The sequence below is a fragment of the Nostoc cycadae WK-1 genome, from assembly GCF_002897135.1.
Lineage (GTDB): Bacteria > Cyanobacteriota > Cyanobacteriia > Cyanobacteriales > Nostocaceae > Nostoc_B.
In genome coordinates this window covers 1-26,828 of the sequence record NZ_DF978421.1, presented here as the reverse complement: position 1 = coordinate 26,828, position 26,828 = coordinate 1, and the positions used below count along the sequence as shown (strand labels likewise).

Genomic DNA, 26,828 nt, shown 5'->3' with positions numbered 1-26,828 from the left:
TATCAATTATGAGTAATCACGAACTCTACTTACAGGGGTTAGAAAAAGCTAAACAAAAAGATTATGCTGGGGCGATCGCAAATTTTAGCCAAGTAATACAGCTAATGCCATTCGATGCTGAGGCGTATTTGCAAAGAGGATTGGCGTATTATGATTCAGGACAAATTCTTTCGGCAGTTTCTGATTATACCGAAGCACTAAAAATTGATGCTAAATTTGTTGAAGCTTACTATAGTCGTGCATTGGCACGAGTGGCGCTGAAAAATTTATCTGGCGCGTTGGATGATGTGGAACGGGCGATTAATCTGCGTGGTAATTATGCAGCAGCTTATAATTTGCGGGGAATCGTACGCCGCAAACAGGGATTCATTCAAGATGCGATCGCTAGTTTGAAACAAGCCGCAGAATTATATTTACAACAAAAAGATAAGGAAAATTGTCGTCTCTGTCTAGAACAGATTAAACAGTTACAACCTCCAGCTAAAGTAGCCGTACAACCACAAAATTCTATAACTACACCCATCATCTCCACCAAAGATTATTTTACGCAACTATTAGACAAAGCCGAAAAGGGAGATACACGAGAAGCGATCGCAGATTTAAACTGGGTCTTACAAGCAGATCCTCAAGATGCCCAAGCTTATTGTTGTCGGGGTGTAGTGCGTTGCAAAATGGGAAATTACCGTGAGGCGATCGCAGACTTTAACCAAGCACTGTTACTCAAATTTCAAGATGCTATCGTCTATCGCAACCGAGGTAAAGCCCGTGCTTTGTTGGGAGATCATCAAGGTGCGATCGCCGATTTTAACCAAGCACTGCAAATGCAGCCCCAAGATACTTTGATATATGTTGCTAGAGGCAATGTCTATCGAGCAATGGGTAATTATCTTGGTGCAATTCAAGATTATACGCAAGCGCTACAAATTAAATTTGATGATGCCCAAGCTTACTACAATCGTGGCATTGCTTATACATTACTTGAAGAAATGCAAAGCGCTGTTGAAGATTATCAACGTGCAGCTAGTATTTTTTGCGAACAAGAAGATTGGGATAATTACCAACAAGTTTTAAATAGCCTACAAAAAATCCAGACAACTTATCCTGAATCGAAAAAGCAAAAGTATAACTTATTACGCCAAAAACTTTTGCGCTTAGTTGGCGGTTATTGGGAAATTGCTCAACGATTAATTGACCAAAAACAAGATTATTATCCAGGAAAACCAGATGAATGGTATCTACAAAAAGTGATTGAAGATTTAGAACGCGATCGCGGTAGATAATCACATAAATTCACCAGCAAAATGCAGAAAATTATTGATTAATTAATGCTCAACTATAGTACTTAAATTTCATTGATAAACTATATGTAGAGTGGGCATTTTCAGCCAAAATCGCAATTAAACTAGAACATAGAAGTGAATGCCCAGTTGAGAGATGTCTAAGTTTTGGCAAATTATCCGCAGACCAAATCTCAGGACTTATGTCTAAAGAGTTGCTGGATCAGCCTTGATTTTTCAGATGACGTAGATAAGAATAAATATAACTCTCATAAAGAGTAAGCGATCTTGGTGAAAACCTAACCTTATCCAATGTCCGAAGTCCGCATTAGCGGACTTTTTTTTGAAATAAATTGTTATTGTTTTCAACACATATAAGAACCGAAAATATTACATTAATTATGTCTGAAAATAATTGATAAATATTGCTTTTGCGGCTCAATTTAGAAATAGTAAAACGTCGTTTGATATCATATCCGGCAAATTACTTGTGATATGTCCGCAGCAAGTGCAACCAAGTGGAACGACGCAATCGTCTGGACTCTACGCTGCGCTCGTAATGACAAGTGTTTGGTCGGACTTGATATGACCATTTATTGTCCAGACAAGCAATAATTAGCCTTTATTGTTAAATAGTTAGTTCGCTAAAGCGGATTTTATTTTTGAATAGAGTTCACACGATTTAATACTCTCTATTAAATAGAATCTCAAAAAACACCAATTTTTTGAAGTAAAGGCTCATATTAGCTTCAAGATTTTTATACTTTTATGTATATAATTTCATGTAAAACTAGCAAATATCATGATACTTGCTACTTATGAGTCATAAGCTATGACTATTCATCATCTTCAGTCTCGTTATCAGTCTTCTTCTCTTCATGCTTTATGCCAATTTTATTCACAAAAAACTAGTATTGCCGTCGTTTTGATCGGCTGTGTAGTCCTTATGGGATGGATGAAAGATATTACAGTTCTTAAGAGCGTTGTGCCGGGATGGGTAGCAATGAAAGTCAACACTGCTATCTGTTTAATTTTAGGCGGAACATCTTTATGGCTGTGGCATTGGCAATGGAAACCTTACATAACGCGTTCTGCGGCTCAAGTCTGCGCCTTCTTAGTGTTAGTAATTAGTTTGTTAACACTGATGCAATATGCCTTCAACTTAGACTTTGGGATTGATCAAATTTTATTTAAAACCAGCATTGACCCTTTAGGTGATGTTGCGCCTGGTCGGATGGCTGTTCATACAGCCGTTATTTTTTTGTTGTTGGGCTTGAGCCTACTGCTGTTGAGTCTGGCGCAACCCAAGTATTTTTTAGCGCAGTCATTTGCACTAGTGGCATTTTTTATTGCCAGTATGGGGCTATTAGGCTACGTATATGGTAATGCTTATTTCTATAAATTTGGTTCCTTAACATCAATAGCGATACATACAGCCGTTGCATTGATTTTACTCATCTGTGGCATTTTGTTTGCCTGTCCAAACCGTGGGTTAATGATTGTAGTCACTAGTAAACATGCAGGTGGGATGATGGCGAGGAATTTATTACCAGCAGCAATTATCTTTCCGCCAGCCATCTGCTGGCTAGTTCTCTGTGGGTATCGAATGGAGATTTATACGGCGGAATTTGGACTGTGTATTTTAAGTGTTTTGAATATTATTGTCTTTGCGGTGTTGATTTGGCGGAATGCCCGATCGCTTAACGTTATTGATCATCAGCGAAGGCGATCGCAAATAGCACTGCAAAAAGCCAATGAAGAACTCGAAAAAAGAGTGATGCTTCGCACAAGCGAGTTATTAAAGGCGCTAGAACAATTACAAACAGAAATTGGCGAACGCCAAATGATCGAACAAGCTCTTTTTCAAGAAAAAGAACTAGCTTTAGTGACATTGCAATCAATTGGGGATGGAGTAATTACAACTGATGCTAGAGGTTTGATTAAATATATCAACCCAGTTGCCGAGATACTCACTGGTTGGAGTCTAAGTGAGGCAATGGGTATGCCATTAACACAAGTTTTTCAAATTATTCATGAAAATACCCGCGAAGCCGCAGAAAATCCAGTCGAACAAGTCTTAGATTCTGGCATGATTGTTGCTTTAGCCAATCATACAGTGCTGATTACCCGCAATGGTAGAGAATTATCGATTGAAGACTCCGCTGCGCCAATTCGTACCAGAGACGGCGATATTGTTGGTGTAGTGCTGGTGTTTCACGACGTTACCCAAAGCCGCAACATGGCACGTTTACTATCCTGGCAAGCCAAGCACGATAGTTTGACAGGACTGGTAAACCGAAGAGAGTTTGAACATCATTTAGCACAGGCCGTCACCAACGCTCATACAGGTACAGAACAACACGCATTGTGCTATTTAGATTTAGACCAATTCAAAGTTATCAATGATACCTGCGGTCACGTTGCTGGCGATGAACTATTGTCTGAAATTGCTAATTTGTTTCAAAGCTATGTCCCTTCTGGTGACACCCTTGCACGTCTGGGTGGAGATGAATTTGGCATTATATTCAATAACTGTTCTTTAGAAGCAGCTGTAGTCAGGGCTAATATCATCCGAGAAAACACGCAAAAGTTTCGCTTTGTCTGGAAACAGGATAAAGTTTTCAATATCAGCATCAGCATTGGCTTAGTTGCTATCAACGCTGATACGCCAAATATGAATAGTGCCTTAAGTGCTGCTGATGCAGCTTGTTATGTGGCAAAAAATCAAGGACGTAATCGTGTACATATTTATCAAGCTGATGATCTGGAATTGGCAAGACAGTATGGTGAAATGCAATGGGTAGGCAGAATTACCCAAGCATTAGAAGACAATCGTTTTCGGCTTTATTACCAGTCCATTGTTCCCGTTACTAGAAACCACTGCGAAACAGAACATTACGAAATTCTCTTAAGACTGATTGATGAAACGGGTAAGTTAGTCTCACCAATGGCGTTTATTCCTGCGGCTGAACGCTATAATTTGATGCAAACTATTGACCGTTGGGTAATTCACACCTTTTTTACTCATCTAGGTCAATGTGTAGATTTTCAACAACATTATTGTCCATTACTAAAATACTCTCGTGGTTGTTTATACACCATCAATCTTTCTGGCGCTAGTATTAACGATGAGCAATTTATTGATTTTATCTGCGACCAGTTCACATTACACCAAATTCCACCCGCAGCTATTTGCTTTGAAATTACCGAAACTGTGGCTATCAAAAACTTAGGTAAAGCAGCGGGATTTATTCGCGCACTCAAAGACTTTGGTTGTTGCTTTGCCTTGGATGATTTTGGTAGTGGGATGTCTTCTTTTGCTTATCTCAAAAATTTACCAGTCGATTATTTAAAAATTGACGGCAGTTTTGTAAAGCATATTGTAGAAGAACCAATTGATTTAGCAATGGTAGATGCTATCAATAAAATTGGTCAAGTTATGGGAATTCAAACTATTGCCGAGTTTGTGGAAAACAACGACATTTTAAAAGTAATTCAAAACCTTGGGGTAAATTATGCCCAAGGTTATGGTGTTGGTAGACCTACTCCTTTTAAGTTATTTCAATTCAATTAGAAAATAGGAGATATTAGATGGCAATATTATTCTCATCTAATATCTAAAATTGATTGACTCAGCATTTTGCCGTAAATTCTGCTCGCAATTGATTGACAACGCGATCTAAACCTACAGAATGAGCCGCTTTAAATAAAATCCGATCGCCTGCTTGAATAAATGTTTTGAGTCGCGCTACTAAATCGCCGTGACTAGCAAAGCACTCTGAGGGTACACCTTCAGCACTTTGAGCGATCGCTACTGCATCTTGTCCGTCTACCAAAACTAGCAACCCGTCCAAATTCAAGTGGCGGACGGTTTCACCGACTTTTTGGTGTAATTGTGGCGATCTCTCTCCTAATTCTTTCATGGCTCCCAATACGGCAATTTTGCGTTTTCCGGGAGTATCAGCCAATAACTGCAAGGCGGCTAACATTGCTTCTGGTGCAGCATTATAAGTTTCATCTAACAATACAACATCATTGGGTAAAGCATAACGTTGCGATCGCCCGGTGGGCATATCCACTGTGACACCATCAGTTAAAGTTGACCAATCAATTCTCAATACCTTGGCGACAGCTAAAGCGGCTAAAAAATTCGTCGCATTATGACGACCAGCCAGCGGTAAAGGTAGTTTTATACTTGCAACTTCTATTGTTTCACTATCAATCAAAGTACCTGAGATATCGCCACCAGATAAACCATAAGTTAAAACTTCACCTGACCAAACCTGTTTAGCTGTGGCGATTAATAAAGGATTGTCGTGATTGAGAATTGCTACACCATCTTGAGGCATTTCAGCTAATAATTCACATTTTGCCTCAGCGATCGCTGTTTCTGAACCTAACAACTCAATATGCGCCGTCCCCACGTTAGTAATTACACCAATAGTCGGCCGAACAATGTGTGTTAGTTCAGCAATTTGTCCTCTACCCCGCATCGCCATTTCAATCACAGCAAAATTATGTTCTGCATCCAGTTCCAGCAGAGTTTTCGGTACACCTATTTCATTATTGAAATTTCCGTAAGTCTTGTGAACTCTCCCTTGTGTAGATAAAACCGCCGTGATTAATTCTTTGGTTGTAGTTTTGCCCACAGAACCCGTTACGCCAATCACTGGGATATCAGAGCGATCGCGCCACCATCTGGCAATTTGTTGATAAGCTGCGAGAGTGTTTTTCACCTGCAACACAGGAAAGCCTGAATTTTCGTAGTCAAAATCCACAATTGCTGCTAACGCACCTTTCGCGATCGCTGTGGGAATAAAATCATGTCCATCAAAATTTTCCCCACGTAAAGCCAGAAATACCTCTCCTGGCTGAATAATTCGCGTATCAGTTTGGATACCACTGCTAACTTGAGCTAAAGCAGTTGCCGATAAGTTGCTAGATTGCGCCGAGATCACTTGCAGCAGTTGGGATAGGGTAGAAGACCAAGACATAGATATTTTGGGATGATTTTTATCAAAAATGATTATCTGTTTTCTTAACTAAATCGTCCATAAAGGAGAAGACAACAAAATTTTCTCATCGTATGATCTGTGTGAGAAAAATACAAAGTACCATACTGTTTTTACGCCGTAAATTTTTAGCGATCGTTCAGGAAGTTAATTATTTTCTGAGACATAATCCCATTTGTCGATTTAACCATGACAGAGCATATTTCACTGCCTAATTTTGTCATCATTCATACTAAATTATCCATAAAATTAGACACTAATTCTCATTTTTGGCAAGTCATTTGGCGACAATTTCGGCAAAGTAACAAAATCCCTTTCTTTTGGTAGTTAATTTTTTAATTATCAGTCCACACTCAGGGAAAATAAGTATGACATCTTTGATTAAGGCTAACTAATGCTAATGATAGATGTTCTGTCTTTAACTCTCCCTACAAATTCAACACTCATCAGGCGAACTATAGCATTACCTATCTACAATCAACCACAGAGGAAGACATGGTATCAAATAATTCAGGGTTGTATATTCTACTAGTCAGTGTTCACGGTTTGATTAGGGGTAAAAACCTGGAATTAGGCAGAGATGCTGACACTGGTGGACAAACAAAATATGTAGTCGAACTTGCTTGTACACTAGCAAAAAATCCCCAAGTAGAAAGAGTAGACTTGGTGACGCGTTTAGTAGACGACCCAAAAGTCAGTTCAGACTACGCCAAACCCGTAGAAATGCTGTCAGACAAAGCCCAAATTATTCGCCTGGCTTGTGGGCCACGCCGCTATCTCCGCAAAGAAGTTCTCTGGCCGCATTTAGATACCTTTGCGGATGAATTACTCAGACATATTCGCAAAGTTGGCAGAATTCCCAATGTTATTCATACTCACTACGCCGATGCGGGATATGTCGGTTGTCGAGTTGCTGGTTGGCTAGGAACACCCCTTGTACATACAGGTCATTCCCTCGGCCGAGTCAAACAGCAAAGATTATTAGAACAAGGAACCAAACTCGAAGCGATTGAAGATCACTTTCATATTAGTACTCGCATTGAAGCCGAAGAAATTACCCTTGGCGGTGCAGCCTTAGTCATCGCCAGTACTCATCAAGAAATTGATGAACAGTACAGCGTTTACGACCAATATCAACCAGAAAGAATGGTGGTCATCCCGCCTGGAGTAACTTTAGAAAATTTTTATCCTGCACCAGAAAATTGGCCAAATCCGCCGATATATAAGCAATTACAGCGATTCCTCAAAGACCCGGAAAAGCCCATGATCATGGCAATTTCCCGGCCAGCAATGCGGAAAAACGTCAATCGTCTGATTAAAGCTTTTGGAGAAGATTCCGAACTGCGTCATCTAGCTAATCTTGTAGTTGTGCTAGGACAACGAGACGACATCTCGACAATGGAATCTGGGCCAAGACAAGTTTTTACAGAAATCTTTCAATTAATCGATCGCTATGATCTTTATGGTCACATAGCCTATCCCAAACACCATAATTCTGATGATGTGCCTGATTTATATCGCTTGACAGCGAAAACTGGCGGCGTGTTTATTAATCCCGCACTGACAGAACCGTTTGGGTTAACTTTGATTGAAGCCTCTGCTTGTGGTGTACCAATTATTGCCACATCTGATGGCGGGCCACAAGATATTATTGGCGCTTGTGAAAATGGTGTGTTGATTGACCCGCTGAATATTGAAGACATTCAAAATGCCCTGCGTGATGCTTTGAAAAATAGCGAACAATGGCAACGTTGGTCTAGCAATGGCTTGAGTAATGTCCGCAAGCATTTCTCTTGGGAAAGTCATGTAAAACAATATCTAGAGAAAGTCCGCCTATTTCCCCAACAAAAGATTCAATCTTTACTCAGTCCAGTGCGAGAATTTCCCACACGCGATCGCCCAGACTGGAAAATCCCCGAAACCAACCACTTACCAACCGCCGATCGCTTTCTGATTACGGAAATTGATAACACTTTATTAGGCGACCAAGAAGCACTACACAAGTTAATTCAGCGGATTCGTGCCGAAGGACATACAACTGGTGTTGGTATTGCTACAGGCCGCAACCTCCAAAGTACTTTAAGTATGTTAGAGGAATGGGAATTTCCCATGCCAGATTTGCTGATTACCTCAGCCGGGAGCGAAATCTACTACGGCCCGCAAATCGTAACAGATACAAGTTGGCAAAAACACATCAGCTATAATTGGCAACCTGGGGCAATTCGAGAAGCGATGAAAGCTATTCCAGGAATAGAATTACAGCCCCCAGACACCCAAGGTAAGTTTAAAATTAGCTACTTTGTTGATGCTGATAAAGCACCCAATTTCCGCGAAATCATCCGCCACCTGCGCCAGCAACAACTCCCCGTCAAAGGCATTTTTAGCCATAATATGTACCTTGACTTATTACCATTCCGGGCTTCTAAGGGAGATGCTCTGCGCTACGTAGCTTTAAAATGGGTATTACCTGTAAAGCGTTTCTTAGTAGCAGGCGCATCAGGTAATGATGAATCTATGCTGGCTGGGAATACCTTGGCAGTTGTCGTGGGGAATTACAGCAAAGAAATCCACAAGTTACGCGGTTATCCCCAGATTTACTTTGCTCAAGGACGCTATGCTTGGGGGATTTTAGAAGCCTTAGATCACTACGACTTTTTTGGTAATTTATCTGTAACACAGCCAGAACCAGAAATGTTAGCAGTGTAATTTTTCAGTTTCACGCGTATGTAGGGGGTAAGTTTTTACTTTTTTACATACGCGGGATGCTCTTGCATGAACTTCATTCGGTAGGGTGTGTTGTAGCCTAGAGCAATGCACTATAATTGGATATAGTTCAGATTTTCTGGCTCAAACGAACCACAGAGATATAGAAGATTTATCCCAGCAGACTGACAACAGCCGTGGCTAACTGTACTGGTTCTATTGGTTTAGCAAGATGCTTGTGAAAACCTGCGGCTAAGGCTTGTTGGGTGTCTTCATTTTTAGCGTAGGCGGTAAGTGCGATCGCCGGAATTTTTCTGCCCTGTGTGGCTTCCCATCTTCGGATTCTGCGAATCAAACTGTAGCCATCTTCCAAAGGCATCCCAATATCACTGATTAACACATCTGGCTGAAATTCTGGCAATATTTCAAAGCCTGTGGCTGCATTTGCAGCAGCCATAACTGTCGCACCATATTCTTCTAATGTAAACACTAAAAAGTCGCGGGAGTCCTCATCATCCTCAACAACTAAAACGCGCACTCCCGTCAAATCTAATACCAGATTACTAGATTGAGTTTCCGGCTGTTTTTGTGACTGCACAGGCAATAAGGGCAACATTACTGTGAAAGTTGACCCTAATCCTTCACCAGGACTAGTCACATTCACTGTTCCTCCATGCAATTCGACTAAGTGCAGCACGATCGCCAGTCCTAGACCTAAACCACCAAATTTGCGTGTGATGGAAGCATCAGCTTGGCGAAAATAGTCAAAAACGAACGGTAAAAACTCTGGCTCGATACCTTTGCCAGTATCACGCACAGTAATTTGAGCATATTTGCCAACTTGTTGTAACTGAATTGACACAAGTCCATTATCTGGGGTGAACTTAATCGCATTGGAAAGTAAATTCCAAACTATCTGTTGTAACCGCGCCGAGTCGCCAGCAACTTGTCCTAAATGTTCTAACTGAGTTTGAACCACAATTGATTTAGCAACAGCAGCAGTTCGCATCGTTTCTATTGCCGACTCAATAATGAATGATAAATCAACTGGCGCTACATTCAAGTTGAGTTTACCGCGTAATATCCGCGAGACATCTAACAAATCGTCTATAAGTTGAGTTTGTAATTTAGCATTACGCTCAATTGTTGCTAGAGCCTCGGCAGTTTTGGCAGCATTTAATTTTTGAGTTTGCAGCAATCTTGACCAACCTAAGATAGGGTTCAGCGGTGAACGCAGTTCGTGAGACAGAATGGCTAAAAATTCATCCTTAACTCGGTTTGCTTCTTCTGCTTGGGCGCGTGCGACTTGCTCACGATAAAGTAAGTTATTGCGTTCTTCTTCAACTTGTTTGCGTTGTGTAGCTTGCTGATAGGCATCGTTGATATCTGTGTTTGTGCCAATCCATTCTCGGATTAAACCATCGCCATTGAGGATGGGAACAGCACGAGTAATCATATAACGATATTCACCAGTGGAATGATGCCACAATCGTGATTCTATTTCGTAGAATGTTTTCTCAGCCAGTGCTTGTTGCCATTGTTTTTGAACTTGTTCTTGATCCTCTGGGTGAATCATTTGCAGCCAACCCCAGCCAGCATAATCATTCCAACTTTGACCTGTGTATTCTTCCCAAGACGGCTGGAGATCAATAAATTCACCGAAAGGATTAGTCATCCAAACGACTGCTGATGTTGCAGCCACTAGTGAACGATAACGTTCCTCACTTTGGCGCAAAGCTGACTCTGATTGCTTACGTTCTGTAATGTTTCGGAAATAAACAGCCAGTCCATCAGGTGAAGGATAGGCATGAATTTCTAGCCACTTACCTATAGGCTCAATAAATTCCTCTAAGACAACAGCAACTTGTTGATTAATAGCACGGTGAAGTTCTTGGTAACTTAGCATTCCGACTATTTCAGGAAATACTTCTTGCCAAACGTGCTTACCTAATAATTGTTCGCGGGTTTTCTGCAATAACCTTGTAGCTTGCTCATTGACGTAGGTGTAACGCCATTCGTGGTCAAAAGCTACAAAAGCATCAGTAATACTTTCGAGAATGGTAGCAATTTGATTGCGGGCTGTCTCCGCTTCCAGGCGTAATCGCTGCTCGTAGTGAGCAAGTTCTTGGCGGATTTTTGCCATTTTCAGGTTAGCATCAACCCGTGCTAATAGCTCCTTGACAGAGAAAGGTTTAATTAAATAATCGTCTGCCCCAATGTTTAATCCGGCCACACAAGATTCTTCTTCGGCTCGGGCCGAAAGCAGAATTACTGGCAAAGTTTGAGTTTCAGGATTGGCTCTTAGCTCTTGTAACAAACCAAAACCGTCGAGTTTTGGCATCATAATGTCTGTCAGCACAATATCAGGCATTTTTTGGCGAATAGATGCTAAAGCGGCTATTCCATCCCCTACTGTCTCAACTTCATATTGCAGACTTAATAAACGCTGCACGTAATCGCGCATATCTGCATTATCGTCAACTAAGAGAATGCGGAGAGATGAAGGTGATAAGTGACAGGTGACAGGTAATAGACTTGATTCTTCGTCTCTGTTGCTTTCTTCTGGTAGCCAGCGTAGTGCTTCGGCAATATAGGTGGCGCTGGCTTGAATTGTTGGGGATAGTATGGATGTGTTTGTCATACCAGAGATGCGATCGCTTGGTAAGTGATCACATCCTGTAGGAATGGAGATAATAAAGCTGGTGCCGCGATCAACAATACTAGTAACTGTAATTGTGCCTTGATGCAGTTTGACTAGTTCTTGAATTAAAGATAGCCCAATCCCAGAACCTTCATAGGTACGTCCTTTAGCGGTGGGAACTCGATGAAATCGCTCAAATATGCGGGGTAATTCTTCAGCGGGAATACCTATACCTGTGTCTCGCACTTCCAGTTCAATATGATCTTGGCAATAGCGCAAGTCCAGATAAATTTCCCCGGTAAAGGTAAATTTAAAAGCATTGGATAGCAAGTTCAGGACTATTTTTTCCCACATTTGGTGGTCAACATAAATTGCTTCTGGCAAAGGGGAACAGTTGACTAAATAACGGATGCCGGCTTGTTCAATTGCTGACCGAAATACCGCAGCCAAATCAGCGGTTAAGATTGCCAGGTCAGTTGGCTGGTATTGGGCTTGTATTCGCCCAGCTTCAATGCGGGAAAAATCTAGTAGAGTATTGACTAGCTTGAGTAAACGGAGAGAATTACGATGGGCAATTTCGAGTTTTTGGCGATCGCTCGGCAAAGGCCCGCCAGGATTTGCTAAAGTTTCTTCTAATGGCCCTAGCATCAAGGCTAGGGGGGTGCGAAACTCATGAGTAATATTACTAAAAAATGTTGTTTTTGCCCTGTCTAATTCTGCTAATGCTTCGGCACGTTGACGTTCTGCTTCGTAAGCATCAGCATTGGCGATCGCTGTGGCAATATTATTAGCGACTAAATCAAAAAATCCTTCATATTCATCATCAAATGCTCGTTGCCGACTAATGCCTAATATAACTATGGCGGCTAATTCTGACTTACCTGATTGGGCAATAGGCATAACTACAGCCGATGATGCAGAATTAATGCCAATTTCTGGAGGCAAATTCTGAATTAATTGGGCTTGCTTTGTCTGTTTAACTTGGATTAAATCCCAAGGATCATGAGCTTGGGTTAAGTCAATTTGCTCAGGAGTTGCACCAGTTCCGGGTGTGATCCCAGATATACCTACCAACCGTGCTTGTGTACCCTGTGATTCCACTCGATACAATACAGCAAAGGGAATATCAGCCAAATTTTGGGCTAGTGTTTCTGTCAAAATGGTGTAAGCTGCGGCTACTGTTTTGGTCGCTGCTGTGTTAGCGGCCAGTTCTCTGAGTGTACGGAGACGACGTTCACTAATTACCCGTTCAGTGGTTTCAATCACCGCACAAAAAACTCCACCCACGCCCCCCGTTTCATCTCGAATTGGGCTATAGGAGAAAGTAAAGTAAGTTTCTTCGAGGTAGCCGTAGCGATCCATCATCAGTTGCAAATTATCTGACCAGGTAGACTGACCCGTATTCATCACGCTATTAGCTAACGGCCCGACCACATCCCAAATTTCTGCCCAGCAATCTTGAGCCGACTGTCCTAAAAATTGCGGATGCTTACTAGCACCAAGAATCGGACGATAAGCATCGTTGTAGAGATTAGCATACTCTTCACCCCACCAAATAAACATCGGGTAACGAGAATTCAAAATAATACTTACCGCCGTCTTTAAACTTTGCGCCCATGTTGATGCGGAACCTAAGAGCGTTTGCGACCAATCAAGCGATCGCATCAGTGAACCCATCTCTCCACCGTCCGCAAACACATCTTCAGAAATTTCTGTGTTCCTTAGATGAGTCACGGTTGTGCCTCCACTGTTGCAAAATATTGCTGGTATAAGTTGGGGCAATATTTTTCTGTAATTAGTTTGAGGGTAGATGCGATCGCTAATAAATCTGATGGCTGATGCTGATTTTTTCTACAATTGCCGATAAGAGATGCAAATATGAACACAGTTAATAGTTGCTTAGGAGTAAACTTCCACAATTCACGCATCAGTTTACTGGCTTTTGTTAGCCTAAGCAATGCGGTCTTGCTTAATTTCACTGCTTGAATAACATACTGCATTTACCTTGGATGAGCAGAAAAAGCACTACATACTTTATTGTTATATGAATTACTAAATCGTCTATCTACCTTGAGATTTAATTTTTGATATTTTTTCCTGAAAAAAGCGAAATTTGTCACAATCTACCCCTTAAAGCTAAAAATATGAACAATTTCAGCCTTGAGAAATATATAATACTACATAACTCTTAGGTTTAAACAAAGGGTGTAAGGTATGGGGTGTGAATTTTACCTCAGACCCTATACCATTACACCCTAATCTTTATGGGTCATTTCTGCTTGTTTCTTTAGCAGATTAACCGAGATTTACCTTAACAACTTTTTGTTTTTCCGCTTCAGATTTTGGCAAAGTTAAACGGAGAATCCCATCTTTATATTCAGCTTGTACTTTGTCGTTTTGAACTAAAGAAGGTAACGGAATAATCCTTTGAAATCTGCCATAACGGAATTCAGAACGACTTATGCCTTTGTCTTCTGTTTTAGTTTCCGACTTACGTTCACCACTAATCGAAACGGCTTCTGGTGTAACTTCTACATTCATATCTTTTGCTTCTAAACCAGGTACTTCTAGACGCAGATGAATTGCTTCATCTGTTTCTTCTAATTCAGCAGCAGGGACAAAATTAAATGCTGTTGTTTCACCACCATCTGTAGGAGCTAATCTATCAAACAGACGATTCATTCGCCGTTGTAGAGTTTCTATTTCGCGGAATGGTTCTAGGCGTTCAATATCACGAAATGGTTCCCAGCGAATAAGTGCCATATCTGTCACCTCTAAGATGCAACATTTGGGATATTGAAGCTTAAATTTAAGCTTTTTATTGATTCCGTAATAGTTGAATTTTTGAAATGATTAAAGCTTAATCTCAAGCTTCTTAATTACAAGTTATATCAAAATTGAAATCTTAGAGGTTCGGTTTTATAACAAGGAGTGATCGCAATAACCGTACTTACTCAGTACTTGCATATTGCCCAATAGTAATTGCTGTAATTTTCCCTAAAAAAGCATTCTATTTTGTGATTTGATTTTGAGAATTAATATGAGATTATCCTTGCAGAGGTAAGCTAATGGTAAAGGTTGCCCCTTGATTCAAGGTACTGCTGGCGGTGATACTACCTTTATGAGCTTCGATAATGCGTTTAGCGATCGCCAGTCCTAATCCATTACCACTACCTTTACGTGAAGGGTCTGTGGTATAAAATTGCTCAAAAATCCGGGGTAAATCATTGTCATTAATGCCCCTACCCTGGTCTTGAATTTGAATAATTGCTTTTTTTCCTTCACTGTACCCAGATATCAACACTTGAGAATCTGGATGTGAGTGTTTGATGGCATTATCTAATAAGTTAAGAATCGCCTGTAATAATCTTTCTGGATCACCTTGCAGTTGTAGTTCTGCAATATTGATTTGCACAGTTACGCCTACAGCCTGCATTCGTGGTTCTACTGCATTCACCGCACGGTTAATCAACCCCCGCAAAGAAATTAATTGCTTTTCTAATTCTGTGACTCCTGCTTCTAAGCGTCCTAAATCTAGCAAGTCATGAATTAAACGTGATAAACGTTTAGTTTCACTTTCGATAGTATGGAAAAAGCGATCGCGTAATTCTGCTTCTTCGTAAGCACCACTTTTGAGTGCGTCAACTGTTACCTGGACATTACTAATAGGTGTGCGTAATTCATGGGAGACATTGGCTAAAAATACCCGCCGTTCTTGGTCTAAAGAAGCTAACCTTTCACTCATCCGGTTAAGTTCTGCGGCTAACTGATCTAACTCATTATTTTGCTGGATAATTAATTTGTCACCAAAATGACCACTACCCAAGCGAATCGCAAAGTTACGCATAATTTCAATCGGTTTTGACAGACTGCGTGCAAAGCGACTGCTAATTAATGCACATAACAAGATTGTCACTGCGAGAGTTCCTAAAACACTCCAAATTACAGTTAAAAACTGACGCTGAAATTGTTTCAGGGTGATGGACATTCGCAAGACACCCAATAATTGACCTCGACGCTGAATTGGTCTCGCAATAAAAAGGCGATCTTCATTGCTTAAAACTCCTTTAGCCACTCCTTGCGCCGCATAATTTTGGAAAGCTTGCTGCATTCCTGGCACTTTGTACCAATTTGTCACTTTTTGATCTAATTTGGGGTCAGAAGTGGCGATGAGACTACCTTTTTTATTAAAAACACGCAACGTTACTGTCTGTGGTGCGCCATAGCGTTGTACCAGTAGTTTTACCCGTGAAATATCCTTTTCTTCCAGCGCATCTGCAACGCTTTCACTCAATGCACTTGTCCAGTTTTCTAAATCCGTCTGTCGTGTCTGCATAAAGTACGCATGGAACGACCACAAAATATAACCAGCCATCAGTGATGTACCAAAAGCCGTCAGCATGAGATAGGTGGCTAACAGCTTGGCATGAATTGTATTTAATTTAATCTGTGGTCTCCAGCCTGTCATGAAGGCTTTTCTCCAGAACGACGGCGTAACACTGCTTTAATTCGTGCTAGTAGTTCGCGGGTGTTGAATGGTTTAGTCACATAATCATCCGCCCCTGCTTCTAAACCCCAAATTTTATCTATATCTTGATCTTTCGCAGTAAGCATGACAATTGGTACATCAGAAAAAGCTCGAATTCGCCAGCAAACCTCCATACCGCTAACTTCCGGTAGCATGATATCGAGCAAGATTACATCAGGTACTTGTTTATGAAACTGTTTTATCGCACTATGCCCATCGGCAGCTGTCGTCACCGTGTAGCCTTCTTTTTGTAATGTGTAGGTGAGACTGTCACACAGGGCTGCTTCATCATCTACGAGTAAAATATGGGGCATTTTTCCTTTCTAAAGTTAACTTTTAATTCTAGCTTGGATAGTTTGTGCTAAGTTTGACATCCTTCTGTAGTTACAGGTTGGCGATCGCAATTCAAATTGGGCTATTTGCTCACAGTGCTAACTTGAAGCACTCGTATAAAAACGCAAAGCAAACCGCCAAAATTTAGTAGAAAGCCAAAATAAAACAATTGCTAACACCATCGCACCTATCACCCAACTCAACTGAACTCGACCCAGCATTGCTTCTGCGGGAATAGTAGTCAAAAATGTGACTGGTACAACAAAGGTAAAGAAAAAGCGGTAAGCTGCGGGGTAAGCCACCATTGGATATCTACCAGCTTCCAACAAACCCCGCAATACTTCAGTGGCGTTATTAATTTTCACAAACCAGATACTAGTGGCTCCCAGCATAAACCACAGGCTATAAAAAATGACTAAACCAAATAATAAAGGTACAGCACTCAGCAGATAGTTCTGAATTCCCAAGCCCAGGCGTTTACCTGCATAACCAATGATCATGATGCCGAAAATTATGTCCGGTAATCCCCAAGGCGAAAGAGTATGAGTAGATAACCAAAATTGACTACGGATAGGTTTGAGGAGTACAAAATCTAAAGTGCCTATCTGGACATGACTAACAATTTTATTTAAGTTAGGAGCCAAAAATGTCGCCGAAAAGCCTTGCAGTATGGTAAAAATACCCAACACAACTAAAGCGGCCTCCCATGACCAGCCAGCAAAAGTATAGCCAGTGCGATAAAACAAGAACAGACCAAAAATACTGCCAACTAAATTACCCAAGCTGGTAAGGGTAGCGACGACAAAGTTAAGCCGATACTCCATCTCTGCTGCAATGGAAGTAGCCCAAAATAACCGGATTAATTTCCAATATCTGCTCATTTTTGCCTGAAACTCCATTACATAAATAATTGATCAACTTACGCAAACTTCATAATATTCATCATGCAGCAATATTGCTGAACGCTAAGATATTTAATGCTTATTCTTGAGAAAGTGAGATTTTATGCATTTTGACTTACCAGAGTTAATTAAATCAATCGGTTACTTCGGAGTATGGGCAATAATTTTTGCTGAATCAGGATTACTTATCGGGTTTTTCCTACCAGGTGATAGTTTACTGTTTACCGCAGGATTTGTTGCCTCTCAGCATTTGCTGAATATTTGGATTTTAATTATCGGCGCGTTTGTTTGTGCGGTTTTAGGTGACAATATTGGCTATATTACCGGGCATAGATTTGGTAGAAGGTTATTTCAGAAAGAAGATTCATTATTTTTTCATAAAAAACATGTCGTGAAAACGCAAAAATTTTATCAAAAACATGGCAAAAAAACTATTGTTTTAGCTAGGTTTGTGCCGATAGTACGGACTTTTGCGCCCATTGTTGCTGGGTTAGGTGCTATGCACTACCAGACTTTTATGTTTTACAACCTCATCGGTGGGTTTGTTTGGACTGTCGGGATGACGATGTTAGGTTTCTTTTTAGGAAAAACTTTACCAGCGGAACAAATAGATAAATATTTATTGCCAATTATCGGTGGAATTATTGTTATTTCTTTAGTGCCTTCTATTGTGCATTTAATTCAAGAAAACAAAGCCAAAAACTAGTAAATTAGAGTTTTTGTGCAGTTCATTATGATAAGCAATTTCAGGCTTTACCTTCTCGTCCCACTTTCGTTTGTACAACAACCCCAGGTAGAGTGACCATTGGTATAGCGATCGCTTTAATGTCAATTTCGATGATGATTCCCATTCCTGGGACAAACATATTACCAGCAATGGGTATTTTTGTAACTGGTTTTGGTCTGTTATGAAGATGATGCTGCTATTAGTTTAGGTAGTTTAGTTCTGAGTCTGGTGGGAGCAATTTTGACTACTTCAATTTTAATTGCACTGACTTGGTGTGGTTACTGTATTCTTGATTTAATCAGAGCTTGGTTAGGTCGTTAGCTAAAATTTCTTTCTTTAGGAGAATGAACTAGAAACGCCAGAGAGTCAGAATAAAGATATGAACGGTGTGAACATCAATCTCTATCTCCTTCTAGAAAATCTCTTTTTTTTGACAGTTGCTACATCTTTGACTGGTATTTTAAGTCAGGTATGGAAACATACCAATCCATATACTTTGCCTTTACCATTCCCTTGGTGGTACAAGTGGTGGTTTTTATCAATCCAACTACTAGGTGTACTGTACTACTACCACTACCAATTATGTTGTTGTGGGGCGTATGGTGGAAACATAGCACCGTATTAGCTGTTCTGGGTTGGTACTTTATTATCTTGGGTTTGCAAATTTTGTTTGAAGTTGTAACCCTAAGAAAACTACAAAATGTAGTGTGGGTACTAGTGCCTTATATTTACTTACCTTATCGTTTCTGGCAACTTTACGAAGGTTCGACACTGTTGGGTTCAGAACCTGAACTGCTGTGGGTGCGATATTTATTGATTTTTGAACTGGTGCTATGGATTGTCAACTACGCCATAGATGTATCACAACTACCTAGACTATTTCGTTGGGAAGTAGATTCAACATCTCTGACAGCTAACAGTTGAAAATCTTTATCAATTAGATTTAAAATCTTGATGACTGTGGTGGACAGTTTAGGAATATGAAATTAACTTGCTGCCGTACACTGATCAATGGAGGGAAAAGTAATAAATCATCTCAAAAGCTTGCATTGTTTATTGGCTTCAGCTACAGTCAAGACATATTCCCTGGAGTTGAATTATGCTGCTCAAGTTAAATTTTGAGGCATAAATTGTATATTATTTTACTTTCAGGGATTTTTTAATCTCTTTTTTTATATTTATATTGAGAAATATTTGCAAATATGGCTAGAAGAATTGGGAGCTTACAAGCCCTTAACTTTAAACAACTGTTCAAAATACATACAGCAGTGATGTCTAGCGACAAGCCACTAAACATCTACGTCTGCGATAGTCATAATTTAATCAAAAATTTAAAATTTTTCCGGAAAAGTATAGCAATAACTTGTTGGAGTTTGGCTGACAATATTGTGGAGACTTTATTAATTAGACAGTTTTTCTCTAGAAATGATGTTATAAAGTGGCAGTTTGCTTTTAAGCCATAAATGCAAGTTATTTCTGTTTATCTTGATGAGATGCAGAAATTGTAGTCAAAAACACAATTGTTATTCACGCCTCCTTTATCTGTAAAGCCAACAAATGAGATAAGTTCGATGAGTACCTTTTTTTGTTCTGATTATGCGCGACAAGTAGGAGAAGATTTAATTGGTAGTGCTACCAATTATGAAACATATATTTTAGTCGAGTGTCCGCCACCTTGGACGACAGAAGCTTTTAATTCTCGATGGGTTCCTAAGAACTTACAAAGTTTAGAACAGGAAATCACCCGTGCAAAATTACCAGTTAGATTTCTTTTAATTGCTAATGATGTATCACATAAAGCTGACCAAACAACACTGTTAATTTATCAGAAAAAACAGGGTTTAAGTCATGGATATTGCAAGTATGAATTTCACTTGCCAAATATTGAGCAAGTAGCAGGTGTTGTCAAAAAATGGTTAGCCAATAGAACTGCTGATTATCCAGTATACACAGACGCAACAAGAGATATTTTAGTGTGTACTCACGGTAGTCATGATAAATGCTGTGCTAGATATGGTAATCCTTTTTACTTCCATGCTGCTAATACTATTAATGATTTGGAATTAGCTCATGTTAGGCTTTGGAAGTCAAGTCATTTTGGTGGACATCGTTTTGCACCTACAGCCATAGACTTACCAGAAGGAAGGTATTATGGTGTTCTTGACCAAGAAACATTGAAGGCGATAATAACACGGGCTGGCGATATTCAATCCTTGGAAAAAGTTTATCGTGGCTGGGGAATTTTACCAAGTCAGTTACAAGTTTTGGAACGAGAACTAATTTTCCATTATGGATGGGATTGGTTTAATTACAAAGTTGCTGGCAAAATCCTGGAACAAAGTTTAGATAATCAGACATTTCTGGGTGAAATCAACTGTGAAAGTCCTGATGGTTCTTTATATACTTATCAGGCTCAAATTATCAAGGATAATACTAAGTCTGTTCAACTTAAAAGTGCTTGCAATGCTCATCAAACTTCAGTATTAGTGAAATATACTATTGCTAATGTCTGGCTGACATCAACAAAGGTGGTAACTTTGAGTAAATAGTGATTTTAGGGTTAATCATCTACCAATATTTTTGTTGGTTTATAAAAAATTCAATTAATAGTATTCTTGTGTCAAAACTGCAAAAGAAAAAATCAAGAATGTAGGATAGTCATGCTCATGTCCATCCTACAGAATCAAACGATTAAGTTCCTAACATTTGTAAGTTGTGTAAGGTTGCATACATACCTCCTTGTTGTAATAATTCCTCATGACTACCTTGTTCGATTAATTCACCACGCTTGAGAACAAAAATGCGATCTACATTACGAATTGTTGATAAGCGGTGAGCAATTACAATGGCAGTACGTTTTATTAATAGCTGATCTAGCGCCTGTTGAACTAAAGCTTCTGTATTTACATCTAAACTGGCCGTAGCTTCATCTAATACGAGAATTTGGGGGTTACGAATAGCCGCACGAGCAAAAGCTAACAGTTGTTTTTGACCACTAGAAAGATTTGTGCCACGCTCTCGCAATTGAGTATTGTAGCCTTGGGGCAATTCTTCAATAAACTGAGCAATATTAGTATTTTGTGCAGCTAACTCGATTTCGTCGAATGTGTACCTGTCTCCAAGGGTGATATTACTTTTGACATCGCCAGCAAATAAAAAGCCTTCTTGTAAAATGACAGCCATATAGCGGCGTAATTCGGCTTGTGGCACTTCTCGAATATCGACACCATCGATTAAAATTCGTCCTTGGGTGGGTTCATAAAGGCGGCATAAAAGCCGAATAATGGAACTTTTACCTGCACCTGTAGGGCCGACTAATGCGACTTTTTCGCCAGGACGAATCACAAAGTCTAAATCTTTGATGACAAAATCATCGTCTTTATATGCAAACCAGACGTGTTCAAAGCGAATTTCGCCTAATTCTGGTGTGGAGTTGAAATGTTGTGATTCCATCTCAGCAATGATTTCATCTATGTAACCAAAAGTATGATCAAAAACTGAGAAGCGTTGATTGTTGCGATCGCGAATTTCTATTGGTTCATCTAAAATATCGTTAATTCGTTCAATGGCAGTAAAGCCAGCTTGAATCACGGTAAATTTTTCAGCAAAATCTCGCAATGGGTCAAATAATCGCTGGGCGTACAAAACAAAGGCCGATAATACACCAAATGTCAGGTTTTGTTCCAACAGTAACCAACCACCCATCCACAATACACCTGCGATCGCTACTAAACCAATCCATTCCAAAGTAGCCGACACAGCCGAATCATAAAAAATGGTTTGATCCATTTGGGCAATGTAGCGGTTGTTAACGCTGCGGAACAACTCTGCATTAATTTTTTCTCGCCTAAACAACTGTACGACGTTAATACCAACAATATTTTCTTGTAGCTGGGAATTTAACAAAGACAGTTCTTCCCGCGCTTTATAATTAGCTTTACGGTACTGTTGTTGAAAGTGAATAATCAACCAAGTAATGGGTAACAATATTAACAGCAGCAAACAAGCAAGTTGCCACTGAATAGACAACATAATCCCAATAATCACCACCATAGAAAATATATCGGAGATTATGCCGATCGCCCCAGTGGAAAACACATCGCCCAAAATTTCTACATCGCTGGTGAGTCTGGTAATTAATTTACCTACAGGTGTGCGGTCAAAAAAGCGGACTGCCAAAGATGTGACATGCTTAAACAAGTCTTGGCGAATACCTGCTGTGATATTTTGTCCTAATTTCTGTAGCAGATAACCCTGAATACTTGTGAAGAACATTCGGGTAACAATTGCCACCAATATAAATCCTTCCAGGATATTTATCCCTTGCCATAAGGGAAGATTCCTGAGAAACTCGTAAGTACTGGGTTCATTACGAATTAATGAGATAGCCTGTCCAATCAGTAATGGTTGTATGGCATTAGAGAGAGCGATCGGTACAAGCAGTAGCATTGCCAAAGTCAGCAATTTGAGATGACGACGGGCATAGGGAACTAAACGCGAAAACAATCGCCAGTCATTGCTACGCCAACGGTCTCTTCTGTAAGATTTTTTTAGGGATTGGTAGATGCTCATAATGGGAGCATTATATTAATTTTATTTTGCACTGGGAAAACACGCTTATTTAATGTAGCATTCACACCTGTAATCTAAAGCGACATCAGGCTTAGATTGACAGAAGCTATAGCAAAACTCAACATCTTGCGTTAGCAAGCCTGCAAGTATCATTTTTCAGTACCCAATTATCATATTGCAGTACCCAATTATCATATTGCAGTACCCAGTTATCGTATTTGAGTACCTAATTATCGTATTGCAGTACCCAGTTATTGTATTTGAGTACCCAGTTATCGTATTTGAGTACCTAATTATCGTATTGCAGTACCCAGTTATTGTATTTGAGTACCCAGTTATCGTATTGCAGTACCCAGTTATTGTATTTGAGTACCCAATTATCGTATTGCAGTACCTAAAATATGACGCGATGTGCAACTTATTCTTAGCTGGACTTTAAAATAAGCATGAGCGATCGCCAAACAGCATTTAGCGATCGCCTTAAGTCTTTTCTCACAAACAAACATCAAAATATTTTTACTGCAAGAGTAGCGATCGCATTTAGGGAAATCAAGCGATCGTAAAATCAGTATATTGTCTTTTCAGCTTACCCATAGCTCTAATTGTGATGAGTAATTATTCAATCAAAAAACAAGCTAAATCAGAATGTTCGCCCGTAGGTTTAGGCACTTCGACAATCACCCCATCATGCAATTCGTAACGAACTTCTGATTGTTCGGGATACCATTCGATAAACTCATCGAAGGTGTATATTTTTGGTTCAGCTTGGGTTTGGGTCATAAGTTAACGCCTCCGAATCATACTTGACCCCCAACTTGCCCAAAATCAAACTGGGTTGAGCAAGCTTGGTATGTGTTACAGGCGAACGCTTGCTTAACCCTAGTGATTCATTTTTATCGCATTGTTACAAATTCTTCGGCTGAAGTTGGATGAATGCCGACAGTTGCATCAAAATCAGCTTTGGTAGCACCCATCTTAACAGCGATCGCTACTCCTTGAATAATCTCGGCAGCACTATTCCCGACCATGTGCGCTCCCAAAATTTTATCAGTATTACTATCAACGATCAGTTTCATCAAGGTTTTTTCATCTTTACCCGCTAGAGTGTAATACATTGGGCGAAAGCGCGATCGATAGATTTTTACTGCATCACCATATTTTTCTCGTGCTTCAGCTTCAGTTAGCCCAACAGTTGCAGCTTCTGGTGTGGTAAAAATTGCTGTCGGTACATTGGCATAACTCATAATTCTGGACTTACCACCAAATACCGTATCTGCCAATGCCCGACCTTCATTAATCGCAACAGGAGTTAAATTAATTCTATCTGTACAATCTCCCACCGCATAGATATTTTCTTCATGAGTGCGACTGTACTCATCTACAAGAATTGCCCCATCTCGATGCTGAACTTTGGTATTTTCTAAACCAAGGTTTTGGGTATTAGGCTTGCGACCAACCGCCGCTAAACTCACAGCATCAGCAACTACTGTTTCCTCAGTATCACCGCTACCTTTGACTGTGACTTTTACACCTTCTGAAGTTTTATCAATAGCAATCAATTCAATGTTATTGAGAATCCGAATACCGTGGTTAATCATGGACTGCTGAATTTCGCTACGGATATCTTCATCAAAACCACGCAGAATCTTATCTCCACGAATCACCTGTGTAACTTCACTACCTAACCCGTTTAAAATACAGGCAAATTCACAACCAATATAACCTCCACCTAAAATGACGATGCGCTTGGGTTGTTCTTTCAGGTGAAAAATATCATCAGAAGTAATAGCGTGTTCAATTCCTAAAATATTTGGTCTGACAGGTTTTCCACCAACAGCAATCAGTACTTTGTCTGCGGTGACTTGGCGTTGGCTTTGGCCGCCAGAGGCATCGCCAACAATAATAGTATGCGAATCGACAAACTTACCATATCCCTGCAACACTTCAACTTTGGAGTTATCCAACATCCGTTGGTAAATTCCATTCAGGCGACTCACTTCATTGTTCACCGCCGTAATCATCTTTTCCCAATCTAAATTACTCTTAACAGGACTCCAGCCATATCCTTGAGATTCTTCAAATACATCAGGAAAATGAGAAGCATAAACCATCAATTTTTTGGGAACACAGCCACGATTAACGCAAGTTCCACCTAGTCTGTCAAACTCGGCAATTCCCACTCTAGTGCCATATTCTGCGGCTCTTCTAGCAGTGGCAATCCCTCCAGAACCTGCACCAATTACTAATAAGTCAAAATCGTGCTTCATGTCTCCCCCATGAATAATTACTAATGCGTAATTCGTAATTCGTAATTGTTAATTTAATTACGAATTACGAATTATCAAGTCCGAATTATTGTATTTAGGCAGGTACAGCTGTCTTAGCTTCTTTGAGGTAAGCCAACATTGTATCTGCATCTGAAACTTCAAAAGGATCTGTGGGGCAATTATCTAAAAAGCCTGGTTCAATGAAAATCTTTTCGATCTTGCCATCATCAACTACCATCGAGTAGCGCCAAGAGCGCATCCCAAAGCCCAGGTTAGACTTATCTACTAACATACCCATTTTGCGAGTAAACTCGCCATTACCATCAGGAAGTAAAAATACGTTGTTTGCGCCTTGTTGTTTGCCCCATTGGAACATCACAAAGGCATCATTTACAGATATACAAATTATTTGATCAACGCCTAAAGCTTTAAATTGATCATATAGTTCTTCGTAGCGTGGCAGATGGGATGTAGAACAAGTAGGTGTAAAAGCACCAGGTAAAGAGAAAACTACAACACGCTTACCACCGAAAATATCTTGCGTAGTGCTGTCTTGCCAACGGTAAGGATTTGGCCCAGGTATAGACTCATCACGCACACGGGTTTTAAATACAACATCAGGAACTCTATCGATCACAGCCATATTTACCTCTCTAGCAGTTTATTTATGGGCGGTTAATTAAATTCTGCTCATGTAAGTCAGAATAATTCTGATTTAAGAAATATGCAATAGTTATAAATACTTAAAAATAATAAATTTCCAAGTACATCTTTATAGTGGCTAAATACAGCCGCTACTAATTTAAAGACAAACAATCAAAACCAAAATAATTCGCAATAGCCAGGACTTACGCAAGTATCACGCCTTACCATTACTGGTGATACTTGCGTAAGTCCTGTTATCAAACAATCTTCATACTCAAATCTAACCACTTTGACTGAGTAATGGGCGCACTACTAGAAATATAATCAACACCTGTGGCAGCCAAATCATAAATATTGTCTAAAGTTACATTCCCCGAAGCTTCAATTTTTACTTGACTGTTCTGCTGGCGAATCAAAGATACAGCCTCACGAATCATATCCAGATCCATATTATCCAACATAATAATGTCGGCTTTATACTCTAAAGCTTCTTTTACCTGTTCTATAGTTTCTGTTTCTACTTCAATCGTCAACGGATAAGGTATTTGAGAACGAATTCGGGTAATTGCTTCTCCAATCCCACCAGCAGCAGCAATATGATTGTCCTTAATCATCACTGCATCATCCAACCCCATACGGTGATTGATAGCACCTCCCACAGAAGTTGCATACTTTTCTAAGAGTCTTAAGCCTGGTGTAGTTTTACGTGTATCAACAAATTGAACAGGGAAATCAGCTATTTTCTCTACATATTTATAAGTTAAAGTTGCAATCCCACTCAACCGCATAGCTAAGTTTAGGGCTACTCGTTCTCCCATGAGTAGTGCATCTAATGAGCCATGAATTTCAGCTATTACTTCGCCTGGTTCACAGAAGACACCTTCACAGACAATAGTTGTAAAGCTAATTTTGTCGTTTAACAACTGAAATACCCTTGCTGCAATTGGTAAACCAGCAATTATTCCTGGCGCTTTCGCTATCCATTTTGCTGTTCCTAGTGTCAAATTTGAAGTAAGGAGGGGATTCGTTGTGCGATCGCCCCGACCAATATCTTCTAACAACCAGCTACGCAATAGCGGATCTAACACTAGCCAAGGCGGTAAAACACCCACTTTATTCACAACTTATAATTACTTCTTTTGCTACTTCTAGAATTACTATATCCCAAACCCCTTACTATCCAAGGGTCATAAGGAAGGGAAAAAGAATTGTGGGAAAGTA

The 26,828-nt window shown here is 40.0% G+C and carries 18 protein-coding genes and 2 pseudogenes; 7 read left to right on the top strand and 13 right to left on the bottom strand.

Going from position 1 to position 26,828, the window contains the following annotated elements; all coding sequences use genetic code 11:
• Positions 1 to 8 precede the first annotated feature (8 nt).
• Both NCWK1_RS00100 and NCWK1_RS00095 read left to right on the top strand, forming a co-directional pair.
• Positions 9 to 1,280 carry a tetratricopeptide repeat protein gene (locus NCWK1_RS00100; RefSeq protein ID WP_103123545.1) on the top strand — a complete coding sequence of 424 codons (1,272 nt, stop codon included), beginning with the start codon at positions 9 to 11 and terminating at the stop codon, positions 1,278 to 1,280.
• A gap of 829 nt (positions 1,281 to 2,109) precedes the next feature.
• Positions 2,110 to 4,851 (top strand): EAL domain-containing protein, encoded by a 2,742-nt coding sequence (locus NCWK1_RS00095; protein ID WP_245894794.1) that lies wholly within the window; start codon positions 2,110 to 2,112, stop codon positions 4,849 to 4,851.
• Between the two features lie 58 nt (positions 4,852 to 4,909).
• Here NCWK1_RS00095 and NCWK1_RS00090 read toward each other — a convergent pair whose 3' ends face one another.
• Positions 4,910 to 6,271 (bottom strand): UDP-N-acetylmuramoyl-tripeptide--D-alanyl-D-alanine ligase, encoded by a 1,362-nt coding sequence (locus tag NCWK1_RS00090; protein WP_103123293.1) that lies wholly within the window; start codon positions 6,269 to 6,271, stop codon positions 4,910 to 4,912.
• Between the two features lie 513 nt (positions 6,272 to 6,784).
• Here NCWK1_RS00090 and NCWK1_RS00085 point away from each other — a divergent pair.
• Positions 6,785 to 8,995, top strand: a complete 2,211-nt coding sequence (locus NCWK1_RS00085; protein WP_103123292.1) for an HAD-IIB family hydrolase — start codon at positions 6,785 to 6,787, stop codon at positions 8,993 to 8,995.
• Positions 8,996 to 9,164: 169 nt separating this feature from the next.
• Here NCWK1_RS00085 and NCWK1_RS00080 read toward each other — a convergent pair whose 3' ends face one another.
• The 6 genes from NCWK1_RS00080 to NCWK1_RS00055 form a co-directional block, all read right to left on the bottom strand.
• Positions 9,165 to 13,310, bottom strand: a complete 4,146-nt coding sequence (locus NCWK1_RS00080) for an ATP-binding protein (protein WP_103123543.1) — start codon at positions 13,308 to 13,310, stop codon at positions 9,165 to 9,167.
• A gap of 53 nt (positions 13,311 to 13,363) precedes the next feature.
• On the bottom strand, positions 13,364 to 13,591 hold the full coding sequence (locus tag NCWK1_RS00075; protein WP_146033921.1) for a hypothetical protein: 228 nt from the start codon (positions 13,589 to 13,591) through the stop codon (positions 13,364 to 13,366).
• 337 nt (positions 13,592 to 13,928) lie between these two features.
• Entirely contained in the window at positions 13,929 to 14,396 is a 468-nt protein-coding gene (locus tag NCWK1_RS00070) for an Hsp20/alpha crystallin family protein (RefSeq protein WP_096582512.1), read from the bottom strand.
• Between the two features lie 283 nt (positions 14,397 to 14,679).
• Positions 14,680 to 16,101, bottom strand: coding sequence for an ATP-binding protein (locus tag NCWK1_RS00065; RefSeq protein WP_103123290.1), 1,422 nt, complete (start codon positions 16,099 to 16,101; stop codon positions 14,680 to 14,682).
• Positions 16,098 to 16,475 (bottom strand): response regulator transcription factor, encoded by a 378-nt coding sequence (locus NCWK1_RS00060; RefSeq protein WP_103123289.1) that lies wholly within the window; start codon positions 16,473 to 16,475, stop codon positions 16,098 to 16,100. Before NCWK1_RS00060 ends, NCWK1_RS00065 begins: the two co-directional genes overlap by 4 nt.
• A gap of 117 nt (positions 16,476 to 16,592) precedes the next feature.
• Entirely contained in the window at positions 16,593 to 17,375 is a 783-nt protein-coding gene (locus NCWK1_RS00055; protein ID WP_096585550.1) for an ABC transporter permease, read from the bottom strand.
• A 124-nt stretch (positions 17,376 to 17,499) separates the two neighbouring features.
• Here NCWK1_RS00055 and NCWK1_RS00050 point away from each other — a divergent pair, with 124 nt between their 5' ends.
• From NCWK1_RS00050 to NCWK1_RS00030, 4 genes and pseudogenes are all read left to right on the top strand, one after another.
• A complete protein-coding gene (locus NCWK1_RS00050) occupies positions 17,500 to 18,102 on the top strand; it encodes a DedA family protein (RefSeq protein WP_096582518.1) in 603 nt (200 codons plus the stop codon).
• Positions 18,103 to 18,158: 56 nt separating this feature from the next.
• Positions 18,159 to 18,444, top strand: a pseudogene (locus NCWK1_RS30490) (exopolysaccharide biosynthesis protein); the annotation flags it as partial.
• A 150-nt stretch (positions 18,445 to 18,594) separates the two neighbouring features.
• The gene (locus NCWK1_RS00040; protein WP_245894792.1) at positions 18,595 to 19,047 is read left to right on the top strand and encodes a hypothetical protein; all 453 of its coding nucleotides are present in this window, start codon (positions 18,595 to 18,597) and stop codon (positions 19,045 to 19,047) included.
• A gap of 647 nt (positions 19,048 to 19,694) precedes the next feature.
• Positions 19,695 to 20,672 carry a sucrase ferredoxin gene (locus NCWK1_RS00030; protein ID WP_103123288.1) on the top strand — a complete coding sequence of 326 codons (978 nt, stop codon included), beginning with the start codon at positions 19,695 to 19,697 and terminating at the stop codon, positions 20,670 to 20,672.
• A 142-nt stretch (positions 20,673 to 20,814) separates the two neighbouring features.
• Here the strand turns inward: NCWK1_RS00030 and NCWK1_RS00025 are convergent, their stop codons facing one another.
• From NCWK1_RS00025 to nadC, 6 genes and pseudogenes are all read right to left on the bottom strand, one after another.
• Complete coding sequence (locus tag NCWK1_RS00025; RefSeq protein WP_103123287.1) at positions 20,815 to 22,695, bottom strand: ABC transporter ATP-binding protein; 1,881 nt, start codon at positions 22,693 to 22,695, stop codon at positions 20,815 to 20,817.
• A 156-nt stretch (positions 22,696 to 22,851) separates the two neighbouring features.
• The gene (locus NCWK1_RS30550; RefSeq protein ID WP_422730827.1) at positions 22,852 to 23,112 is read right to left on the bottom strand and encodes a hypothetical protein; all 261 of its coding nucleotides are present in this window, start codon (positions 23,110 to 23,112) and stop codon (positions 22,852 to 22,854) included.
• 201 nt (positions 23,113 to 23,313) lie between these two features.
• A pseudogene (locus NCWK1_RS00020) lies at positions 23,314 to 23,475 on the bottom strand (Uma2 family endonuclease); the annotation flags it as partial.
• 113 nt (positions 23,476 to 23,588) lie between these two features.
• Positions 23,589 to 24,962 carry a glutathione-disulfide reductase gene (gor, locus tag NCWK1_RS00015; RefSeq protein ID WP_103123285.1) on the bottom strand — a complete coding sequence of 458 codons (1,374 nt, stop codon included), beginning with the start codon at positions 24,960 to 24,962 and terminating at the stop codon, positions 23,589 to 23,591.
• A gap of 94 nt (positions 24,963 to 25,056) precedes the next feature.
• Positions 25,057 to 25,605, bottom strand: coding sequence for a peroxiredoxin (locus NCWK1_RS00010; protein ID WP_103123284.1), 549 nt, complete (start codon positions 25,603 to 25,605; stop codon positions 25,057 to 25,059).
• Positions 25,606 to 25,864: 259 nt separating this feature from the next.
• Entirely contained in the window at positions 25,865 to 26,728 is an 864-nt protein-coding gene (nadC, locus tag NCWK1_RS00005; protein WP_096582532.1) for a carboxylating nicotinate-nucleotide diphosphorylase, read from the bottom strand.
• Positions 26,729 to 26,828 lie beyond the last annotated feature (100 nt).